The organism is Streptomyces sp. NPDC000878 (assembly GCF_053599695.1).
Window position 1 is genome coordinate 37253 of the sequence record NZ_JBSFMT010000062.1, and the last position, 10262, is coordinate 47514.

The window sequence follows — 10262 nt, forward strand, 5'->3', positions numbered from 1 at the left end:
TGACCTGTGCAAGTCAAGGTCTGTCTTTTCTTCTGAACCTCTAGTCAAATTGCGTCACTTGACTACACGCGTATATCGCCCGCGGACAGCTTCCGAACCAGGAACCCCCATTCCGCGCGGACGGACGCGGGGGAGGACCCTCAAGTGACCAGCAGACCCTGGACGTTCAGAACGGCTGCCGTCGGCGTAGCACTCGCCACAGCCGCCGCCACCTTCTCCACCTTTGCCATCGCGGAGGCCGACGCGGGCGCCGCGGCGGCGCTCAACCGGCACGACCCGGCGGAGCGGCAGCACGCCGAGCAGGAGCACGACCTCGACGGCCCGCTCAGCAAGACCCAGGAGGCCCAGCGCGAGGAAGCCCTCAACCAGGTCATCTCCGGCGAGGCCACGGCCAAGAACCGTGACGGCTCGCAGGTCGTTCAGCTCAAGAGCGGCAAGGGCAAGGGCAAGTACGTCGAACTGGGCCGGGAGAAGACCGACAAGATCTTCACCATCCTGGTCGAGTTCGGCGACCAGATAGACAGCCGCTACGGCGGCACGGTCGGCCCGCTGCACAACGAGATAGCCGAGCCGGACCGCACCCAGGACAACAGCACGGCCTGGCAGGCGGACTACAACACCGAGCACTTCCAGGAGCTGTACTTCGGCACCGGCAAGAACGTCGAGTCGATGAAGAAGTACTACGAGAAGCAGTCCTCGGGCCGCTACTCGGTCGAGGGCACGGTCTCGGACTGGGTCAAGGTCCCCTACAACGAGGCCCGTTACGGCTCCAACCTGGCCAACGACGGTGCCTGGTACGCCGTTCAGGATGGCGTCACCGCATGGGTCGCGGCGCAGGAGGCAGCAGGCGCGACCGACGCGGAGATCAAGGCGCAGCTGGCCGAGTACGACCAGTGGGACCGCTACGACTTCGACGGCGACGGCGACTTCAACGAACCCGACGGCTACATCGACCACTTCCAGATCGTGCACGCCGGTGAGGACGAGTCCGCGGGCGGCGGCGCGCAGGGCGAGGACGCCATCTGGGCGCACCGCTGGTACGCGTTCGGCACCGACGCCGGTTCGACCGGCCCCTCGGACAACCTGCTCGGCGGCGCGCAGATCGGCGACACCGGCATCTGGGTCGGCGACTACACCATCCAGCCCGAGAACGGCGGACTGGGCGTCTTCGCCCACGAGTTCGGCCACGACCTCGGTCTGCCGGACCACTACGACACCAGCGGCGGCGAGAACTCCACGGGCTTCTGGACGCTGATGTCGTCCGGTTCCTGGCTCGGCACCGGCGGTGACAACATCGGCAACCTGCCCGGTGACATGACCGCCTGGGACAAGCTCCAGCTGGGCTGGCTCGACTACGACACGGCGAAGGCCGCGACGGAGTCCAGCCACAAGCTGGGCGTCGCCGAGTACAACACCAAGAACGCGCAGGCGCTCATCGTCGAACTGCCCGAGAAGACGGTCACCACCGAGGTCGTCACCCCGGCGCAGGGCGCGACCCAGTGGTGGAGCGGCAGCGACAACAACCTCTCCAACACGCTGACCCGTTCGGTCGACCTCACCGGCAAGTCCTCGGCCACCCTGACCCTGGACGGCTGGTACGACATCGAGGCCGACTACGACTACCTCTACACCGAGGTCTCCACCGATGGCGGCGCCACCTACACGCCCCTCGACGGCACGGTCGACGGCGCGGCCATCCCGCGCGACGGCAGCGGCAAGCCGGCGCTCACCGGCACGGTGGACGCGTACAAGAAGCTGTCCTACCCGCTGGACGCCTACGCGGGCCAGGAGTTCACCCTGCGCTTCCGCTACACCTCGGACGGCGGTGTCTCCCAGATGGGCTTCGCGGCCGACGAGATCACGCTCACCGCGGACGGCGCGACGGTCTTCTCCGACGACGCGGAGAGCGCGGACGCGGCCTGGACGACGAAGGGCTTCTCGCGCATCGGCGCGGGCATCACGGACGACTACCCGCAGTACTACATCGCCGAGAACCGCCAGTACGTGTCGTACGACAAGACCCTCAAGGTCGGCCCGTACAACTTCGGCTTCTCGACGACCCGTCCGGCGTGGGTCGAGCACTTCCCGTACCAGAACGGCCTGTTGATCTGGAAGTGGGACACCTCCCAGAACGACAACAACACCAGCCAGCACCCGGGTGTCGGCCTGGTCCTCCCGGTGGACGCGCACCCGACCCCGCTGAAGTGGGCGGACGGCACGCTGATGCGCAGCCGCATCCAGTCCTACGACTCGCCGTTCAGCCTGTCCCGCACGGACGCCCTCAAGCTCCACAAGGCGGACGTGCTCACGAAGGTCGCCTCCCAGAAGGGCGTCCCGACCTTCAACGACCACACCTCCACGTACTACGACGCGGCGACCCCGCTCGCGGGTGTGAACGTCACTGACACCAACACCAAGATCAAGATCGTCAAGGAGGCCTCCGACGGCTCCACGATCTCGGTCCAGGTGGGCCCCGCGGTGAAGTAATCCGCATAACAGCAGGTCAAACCATGATCGGCCGTGACCCCCTGGCGGGTCGCGGCCGATCGTGTTTAGGTGCCTCCTGTGGCTTTCTTATTGACACCGAGTCCCACGGGGGGTGTGACCGCATGGCCGCAGGAGGTTTCTGCAAGCTGCCCAGTGGCAGCGTGGTGGTGGCGCTGAACCTGCCCAGCCCCACCGCCCCGACCACGGCGGTGGGCCCGTCCGACGTACGCGTCCTGGTCCTGGCCCAGAACCGTGCCAGGGCCCTGACGCGGCTGCGCAACCTGGGCCTGCGAGCGGTCTACCTCCGGGGCAACGCGGCACCGCCCACCCCGGACGAGATCACGGCGGTCCTGCACCACCCCGACGGCCTGATATGGCGCACGGCCCCGGACAACAGCGTCCCGTCACCGTCGGCCCTGGAGCGGACGGAACTGTGGCACCCGATCAGGTCGCTGCTGCGGAGGCCGGCGGCGCGTGCGTGATGGGTGCGTGGGTGCATGGCTGCCGGGGTGCCTGAGGGCCTGGGAGCCTGGGGGCCTCCGTCCCGGGACCTAGTCCCATCGCCGGATGCGACCGCCCTGCGTACGCCCATACCCTCGCCGTATGACGGCAGAAGCTGACGCTCCCCCCACCGGCCCCCGCAGCATCGAGCAGCGCGGACGCGAGGCGTTGGAGCGCCTCGACCGGGACATCGACGTCTGGGTCGCCACGGCCGACGCCACCGGTGAGCCGACCCTCGTTCCGCTGGCCTTCTGGTGGGACGGCGAGGCGGTGTGGCTGGCCACCCGCGACTCCAACCCGACCGGCCGCAACCTGATCGCCTCGGGCCGGGTCCGCCTCTGCTTCGGCCACACCCGGGACGTGGTGCTGATGCACGGCACGGTCCGCACGCTGACCCGCGAGGAGCTGCCGCCCGGCGTGGGCGACGCCTTCACCGCGAAGGACGGCTGGGACCCGCGCAAGGACCACGCCTCGTACGTCTGGTTCCAGGTCACGCCTGAGGTGATCCAGGCGTGGGGGACGGCCGCGGAGATGCGCGACCGGAATGTGATGCGCGACGGGGAGTGGCTGGTCCGGGGCGAGTGAATCCCCGGGGCTTTGGTTTTCTCGCCCCCGCCGCCCCTACCCGTACCCATCCCCGGGGGCTCCGCCCCCAGACCCCCGCTTCGGCCTGAACGGCCTCGTCCTCAAACGCCGGACGGGCTGGGTAGTCAGCCCGTCCGGCGTTTGAGGACGAGCGCGTTCTAGCGCGAAAGGGGGGGTCTGGGGGCGCAGCCCCCAGGGATGGGACGGGTAGGGGCGGCGGGGGCGAGAAACATCCCCGGGAATAAAACGGAGCCTCCCTCCTGTTCCCGTCCGGAGGACAGTGCACGGCACTAAAGACAGCAGCAGGAGGCCCCCACCGTGACCGCAGAAGCGACGGCAGACGCGACCACCGACGCGACGGCAGACGACATCCGAGGCACCACACAGGGCACCGCCCCCACCCCCCTCTCCGTCCTGGACCTGGTCACAGTCGGCTCCGGCCACACCGCCACCCAAGCCCTCCAGACCAGCGTCGCCCTCTCCCGCCTCACAGAATCCCGCGGCTTCCACCGCTACTGGGTAGCCGAACACCACTCCATGCCCGGCGTAGCCTCCTCCTCACCCGCCGTGATCCTCGCCCACCTGGCCGCCCACACCCACCGCATCCGCCTGGGCTCCGGCGGAGTCATGCTCCCCAACCACGCCCCCCTGGTCATCGCGGAACAGTTCGGCACCCTGGAGGCCATGGCCCCGGGCCGCATCGACCTGGGCCTCGGCCGCGCCCCGGGCACGGACGGCGCGACCGCAGCAGCCCTGCGCCGCACCGAACGCCTCAACGAAGGCGCCGACGACTTCCCCCAGCAACTGGCGGAGCTGACCCGCTTCCTGGACGACGACTTCCCGACCGGCCACCCCTACCACCGCATCCACGCGATCCCGGGCCCGATCCAGTCGACGACCCCGGGCGGAGTCCAGTCGACCCACCGCCCGCCCATCTGGCTGCTCGGCTCCTCAGGCTTCAGCGCCCGCCTGGCCGGCGTCCTGGGCCTCCCCTTCGCCTTCGCGCACCACTTCTCCGCGCAGAACACCGTCCCGGCCCTGGACCTCTACCGCGAGTCCTTCCAGCCCTCCGAGGTCCTCGACGCCCCGTACGCCCTCATCGGCGTCTCCACCCTCGCGACGGACGACGAGAACGAGGCCCGCCGCCAGGTCCTGGCGATGGGCCTCAACATGGCGCGCCTGCGCTCCGGCCGGCCGGGCCTGTTCCCGACCCCGGAGGAGGCGGAGGCCTACGAATTCAGCCCGATGGAACGGGAGTTCATCGGCTCCTGGATGACGAACATCATCCACGGCACGGCCGACGAGGTCCGCACAGGACTGGACGACCTCCAGAAGCGCACAGGGGCGGACGAGTTGATGCTTGTCTCCCACGCCCACCACGGCGACCTGCGCCTGCGCTCGTACGAACTGATCGCGGACGCGTACGGCCTACCCGCAGCCTGACGAAACCGTGTGTGTGAGGGGGAGGGGGGAATGCAGTCGCCGAAAGGGGCCAACTCACCCCTGCCGACAAGCACTTCCCCCCATCAGCACCGAAATCCGATCCGCCCCCACCGGCCGCGAATAAAGCCACCCCTGCCCCGTATCGCACCCGATACGCCGCAACCGAGCCGCCTGCGCAGCCGTCTCCACGCACTCGGCGGTGACCGTCAGCCCCAGCCGGTGCGCGAGCTGGATCATCGCCTCGACGACGATCTCGTCGGCCGGGTTCGGCGCGACGCCCTCACCCTCGTACTGGAACCCGCGGACGAAGGATCCGTCCAGTTTCAGTACTGACACGGGCAGCCGGCTGAGGTAGGCCAGGTTCGAATACCCCGTGCCGAAGTCGTCGATCGCGATGCCCACACCCATGTCACTGAGTGCCTGGAGTGCCTGGAGGGGCCGCCCAGCGGACCCCATGACGGCCGACTCCGTCAGCTCCAACTGCAACAGCCGCGCCGGCAGACCCGTCTCCGCGAGGATCTCCGCGACGTCCGCGACCAGATCCGAGTCCCAGACCTGACGTACGGCCACGTTCACGCTCACGAAGATCGGCGGCTCGTCCGGGCGTTCGAGCTGCCAGCGGCGGGCCTGACGGCAGGCCGTGGCGAGGACCCAGCGCCCCAGCTGCACGATCGAACCGTCCTCCTCGGCCAGTCCGATGAAGCGATTCGGCGTCAACGTGCCGAACTGGGGGTGGTGCCAGCGCACCAGCGCCTCGACACCGTGCACCCGGCCGTCCTCCATGCCCACCAACGGCTGGTAGTCCAGGGCGAATTCACCCCGCTCGATGGCCGGCCGGAGCGTGGAGGACAGGGCCTGGCGGGTCATACGGTGGGCGTTGCGTTCGGGGTCGAAGAGCGTCCAGCGGGACTTGCCGTCGGCCTTCGCCCAGTACAGCGTGGTGTCCGCGGCCTGCATCAGGCCCGTGGGGGTCGTGCCCGCCGCGTGCCGTTCCACGACACCGATCGAGGCGGAGACGGACACCCGCTGACCGGCGATGTCGAAGGGCAGCTGGAGCGCCTTCAGCACCGACTCGGCCAGGTCGGCGAGTTGGTCGGTGCCTGTCGAGTCCTCGACCAGCAGCGCGAACTCGTCGCCGCCCAGTCTCGCCACCAGCGGCGCGACGGCACCCGGGTTCCCCCGGGCCAGCCCCGCCTCCTCCGCGCAGCGCGTGAGGCGTTCCGCCACGGCGGCGAGCAGCCGGTCGCCGACACGGTGGCCGAGGGTGTCGTTGACGGCCTTGAACCCGTCGAGGTCCAGGTAGCACAGGCCGATCCGGCCCGTCCCGCTCTGCTCGTACGACTCCGCCTCCAGCGCCGCCGACATCCGCTCGAAGAACAGCGCGCGGTTGGGCAGCCGGGTCACCGGATCGTGCATCTGCAAGTGCCGCAGCCGCGCCTGGAGTTCACGACGCGCGCTGATGTCGGCTACGGACAGCAGCACACCCTGGCCCCCGTACGCCTGGGCTCCCGATCCCGACTCCGCGCCCTCCGGCGGCAGCGGCGTGACCGTGACCTGGGCCCAGAGGGAGTGTCCGTCGGGGTGTTTGAGGCGGCGCGTGCAGCGCAGCCGTGCCTGCCGGCCGCGCAGGACCTCGCGGTACGCGTGCCACGCGCGCGTGTCGGACGCCAGGTCCACCAGATCGGCGGCCACCCGCCCGGCCAGCGCTTCCGGGGCGATGCCCAGCAGCGTGCCCAGCGACTGGTTCGCCCCCACGACCAGGCCCTCGCGGTCCACCACGGCCATCGCCAACGGCGCCGCCGCGAACGCCGCACCCAGCAGGTTCGTACCCCCGGCAGCGCGGGAGGATGACGTAGAGGACGTGGTGAAGTTACTCAGTGTGACGGCCGGCCGGACGAGTTCTACCGCGGGCGCCGGCCCTTCGGACGTTCCGCTCACCGCTCGCTCCCGCAGTGCACTCGGTCTTCATATGGATCCCGTCGGGCGGCCGACCGGGCGGCAAACCGCCGCCCTGGCCAGGTCCGTGCAGGAAAGTGTCAGGGAAGTGCCAGGAAAGTGTGCCGATCATAGAGGCTGGCCCCAAGCCCTTCCAGCCACTGTCCAGTGTCCATGAACGACCGCCGGTTCTGACAGATCGTTTCTGCCCGCGCCTGGACGGGTTCCTTCGCCCTCGATCGGTTGTGACGTTCCGTGAGTGTTTCGGGGTGTCGTTCCACAAGGGGTGAGCCCTTGCGTGCTTGATAGCTTGCCCGGTCGACCCCTGTTCGACGCCCAATCACCCTTCTGGTGCAGACAAACTGGGCATATAAACACAAGATCACACAGGCTGGGTTGCGGTGTCCCCGAACCGCATCCGGAGGTCTGCGTGCCGCGTCAGCTCCCCCTCAAGGGGCTCACCCGTGATGCCCTGACAGGACTCAAGGGGCTCGCGTGCGACGGACCGCGCCCCCGACTGCGCAGCACCGCCGCCGTACTCACCACCATGACGGCCCTCGTCGCCACCTCCCTCATCGCGGGCCCCTCGGTCGCCGAACCCTTCTCGGCGCAGCCCTGCGCCCTGCAACGCACCGACGCCCACCACTCGGAGGGCCTGGACACCTGGAACGCGGCCTATCCGCGCCCGTCCCGCGCCCTCGACGCCGTGATGGTGTTCCTCTCCTTCCCGGACGCACCCCCGCGCACCACCCCCGCCGAACTGGCCGCCGACCACTTCCCCGCCACCAGCGACTTCTTCGACCGTGCCTCGTACGGCAGATTCACGCTGCGCCCGCACCCGCTCCGGCGCTGGCTCCGCATGCCGAAGCCGTCCACCGCGTACGCCATACAGCGGGACTGGAGCGCCGCCCACCGCGCCGCCTATCTGCGCGACGCGCTCGCCGCCGCCGACCGCGAGGTCGACTTCTCGCGCTACGACATCGTCTACTTCGTGGCCGACCCGGACGCGCCCGGCGTCGACTCCGACGCGACGAAGGTCGTCAACCTGGACGTCCCGCTGCGGGCCGACGGCACGGACATCCGCCGCGTCGTCACCGTCTTCGAGAACCACCCGCCCGACCGGCTCGTCCTCGCCCACGAGACGGGCCATGTCTTCGACCTGCCCGACCTCTACCACCGGCCCATGGACGGAAAGGGCGACTGGGACACGTACGTCGGCGACTGGGACCTGATGGGCAGCCAGTTCGGACTGGCACCGGACCTGTTCGCCTGGCACAAGTGGAAACTCGGGTGGCTGGAACCGCGCCAAGTGGTGTGCGTACGCGGGGGAGGCTCGACCCGGCTGACCCTGGAATCGCTGGGAGCACATCCGGAGACGACCGCGTACGTGCGCGCGGACGCGGGCGAAAACGGCAGCGGGGTTACGGGGGCGGGCGCGCCGGTCTTCGGGCAGGGGGACGGGGTGAAGCTGGCCGTCGTGCGGACCGGGGCCGACCGGGCGCTCGCCTTCGAGGCCCGGGGGACGACGGGCAACGACAGCGCGACCTGTACACAGGGCGTGCTCGTCTACCGGGTGCAGAGCGGGGCCGAGTCGGGCGGCGGCCCGGTCGAGGTGGTCGACGCCCATCCGCGTACCGAGGCCTGCTGGGAGGACTCGGTCTATCCGCCCCTCGCGGACGCGCCCGTCGCCCTCGGCGAGAGCTTCACGGTGCCCGGCGAGAACGTCCGGGTCGAGGTGGAGGGCCGTACGCCTTCGGGGGCGTGGACGGTGGAGATCACGTCCGGCTGAGAGGGGTGTGGAAACGACGTTGGCGGGGCTGTTCGTGAACAGCCCCGCCAATCGACCAACAGAGTGCGCCGCCAGGGACTCGAACCCCGGACCCGCTGATGCTGCGTCATCCGGGGGACAACCCCCGGACCCCCAGCCGCCCCTGCCGAACTCCCGGCCATCCCCGTGCGCCGGAGTGGCTCGCCTCAACACCGAAGGCCCCCCGCTTCCGCAGGGGGCCTTCGATCGTCTGTGCGCCGCCAGGGACTCGAACCCCGGACCCGCTGATTAAGAGTCAGCTGCTCTAACCAACTGAGCTAGCGGCGCCTGCTGACGTCGTAGACCTTAGCACCCTGATCGGCGGGAGGAAAAATCGATATCCGCAGGCCACCGGAGACGGCGGCACGGGCCGCTCGTACGGCCGCCCAGAGCAGGATCTCCGGGCCGGGAAGCCAGGGACGGCAGGTGTCGGGGGCGACGACCCAGCGGGATTCGGGGCGGGGCCCGCCCTCGGCGACCTGCTCATGCTCGGTGTCGTCGTTCACCAGTGCGGGGACTGTCACCGCGTCGCCGCGGCCGTGGCAGAGGAGCGGCGGAACCGAGTGACGACGCCCGGTGCCACCACCCTCGCTGCCCTCGCCGCGTTCGCCGGCCGAGCCCCACTCCTCCCACCTCAGAAGCGAGGGCAGCCGCTGGGCGGTCCCCAGTGCCGCGAACAGGAGGATCCGGCCCCGGTAGGCGGCCACCGGGCCCGAGCCGGGTCCCTCGTCCCAGAGGCGGTCGAGCATCCTCCGGCCGAAGACGGCAGGCACGTTGACCACGTCGAACGCGGTGCCGCAGGGCAGGACGAGCGGGGCGGCGGGCCGCTCGGCCCAGAGTGAGAGCGTGCTGCGCGGATACGTTCCTGCGGAGGCGAGCCAGGCGGCGCCCTCCGAGGTGACTCCCGAAACGTCAGAGTAAGTGCTGCTCATGTCGTCTAGATCTACCGGCAGTGAGCGCGCGATCTCCGAGGGTTGCCGGAAACCGGGACAGGAGGGGGCGAGCTGGAGTACCTTGCCCCACCTGAATATGCCGCCGGACTTTCGAGACGGCGAAGCCTGATCAGACCGGGTCGACGTGACCGTGACCGTGGTCGTGGCCACCGCCCGTACCGCCGCTCGCGTTCTCCCCGTCGCCGCGCAGCAGCTCACGGCCGTACTCGACCATCTTCTTCGCGTAGTCCTCGGTCCACTCGGCGCGCTCCGCGATGTCGGCGGTCGTCAGCCGGTCGAAGCGGCGCGGGTCGGCGAGCTGGGCCGCCGCCATCGCCTGGTACTCGACCGCGCGGTCGGTCGCGGCGCGGAACGCCTGGGTCAGCTCCGTGGCGCGGGTCAGCAGCGCGCGGGGGTCGTCGATCGACTCCAGGGCGAAGAAGTGCTCGGGGTCGTCGGCCACCTGCGTGGGCTCGAAGAGCAGGGGCGCGGGGCGTAGCCGCGGTTCGTTGCGACGCGGCGTGGGCTCCGCCATGTCTTCTCCTCCTCGTACGGTTCCGCACCGTTCGTAC

The 10262-nt window shown here is 69.9% G+C and carries 8 protein-coding genes and 1 tRNA gene; 5 read left to right on the forward strand and 4 right to left on the reverse strand.

All coding sequences use genetic code 11. From position 1 onward, the window contains the following. Positions 1-144: 144 nt before the first annotated feature. From ACWDR4_RS37545 to ACWDR4_RS37560, 4 genes are all read left to right on the forward strand, one after another. Entirely contained in the window at positions 145-2487 is a 2343-nt protein-coding gene (locus ACWDR4_RS37545; protein WP_450415163.1) for an immune inhibitor A domain-containing protein, read from the forward strand. Positions 2488-2609: 122 nt separating this feature from the next. Then, positions 2610-2969 carry a hypothetical protein gene (locus ACWDR4_RS37550; protein WP_450415165.1) on the forward strand — a complete coding sequence of 120 codons (360 nt, stop codon included), beginning with the start codon at positions 2610-2612 and terminating at the stop codon, positions 2967-2969. Positions 2970-3090: 121 nt separating this feature from the next. Beyond that, the gene (locus tag ACWDR4_RS37555; protein WP_450415167.1) at positions 3091-3573 is read left to right on the forward strand and encodes a pyridoxamine 5'-phosphate oxidase family protein; all 483 of its coding nucleotides are present in this window, start codon (positions 3091-3093) and stop codon (positions 3571-3573) included. A 318-nt stretch (positions 3574-3891) separates the two neighbouring features. Beyond that, the gene (locus ACWDR4_RS37560) at positions 3892-5016 is read left to right on the forward strand and encodes an LLM class flavin-dependent oxidoreductase (RefSeq protein WP_450415169.1); all 1125 of its coding nucleotides are present in this window, start codon (positions 3892-3894) and stop codon (positions 5014-5016) included. A 54-nt stretch (positions 5017-5070) separates the two neighbouring features. Here ACWDR4_RS37560 and ACWDR4_RS37565 read toward each other — a convergent pair whose 3' ends face one another. Further along, positions 5071-6954: a putative bifunctional diguanylate cyclase/phosphodiesterase gene (locus ACWDR4_RS37565; protein WP_450415171.1), complete on the reverse strand. Its 1884-nt coding sequence runs from the start codon at positions 6952-6954 to the stop codon at positions 5071-5073. Positions 6955-7381: 427 nt separating this feature from the next. Here ACWDR4_RS37565 and ACWDR4_RS37570 point away from each other — a divergent pair, with 427 nt between their 5' ends. Beyond that, complete coding sequence (locus tag ACWDR4_RS37570) at positions 7382-8740, forward strand: M6 family metalloprotease domain-containing protein (RefSeq protein WP_450415172.1); 1359 nt, start codon at positions 7382-7384, stop codon at positions 8738-8740. A 232-nt stretch (positions 8741-8972) separates the two neighbouring features. Here the strand turns inward: ACWDR4_RS37570 and ACWDR4_RS37575 are convergent. The 3 genes from ACWDR4_RS37575 to ACWDR4_RS37585 all read right to left on the reverse strand — a co-directional run bounded on the left by ACWDR4_RS37575 (position 8973) and on the right by ACWDR4_RS37585 (position 10225). Then, positions 8973-9046 (reverse strand) — tRNA-Lys (locus ACWDR4_RS37575). After that, positions 9037-9690, reverse strand: a complete 654-nt coding sequence (locus ACWDR4_RS37580) for a bifunctional DNA primase/polymerase (protein WP_450415173.1) — start codon at positions 9688-9690, stop codon at positions 9037-9039. Before ACWDR4_RS37580 ends, ACWDR4_RS37575 begins: the two co-directional genes overlap by 10 nt. 130 nt (positions 9691-9820) lie before the next feature. After that, positions 9821-10225 (reverse strand): hypothetical protein, encoded by a 405-nt coding sequence (locus ACWDR4_RS37585; protein ID WP_450415175.1) that lies wholly within the window; start codon positions 10223-10225, stop codon positions 9821-9823. Positions 10226-10262: the final 37 nt, after the last annotated feature.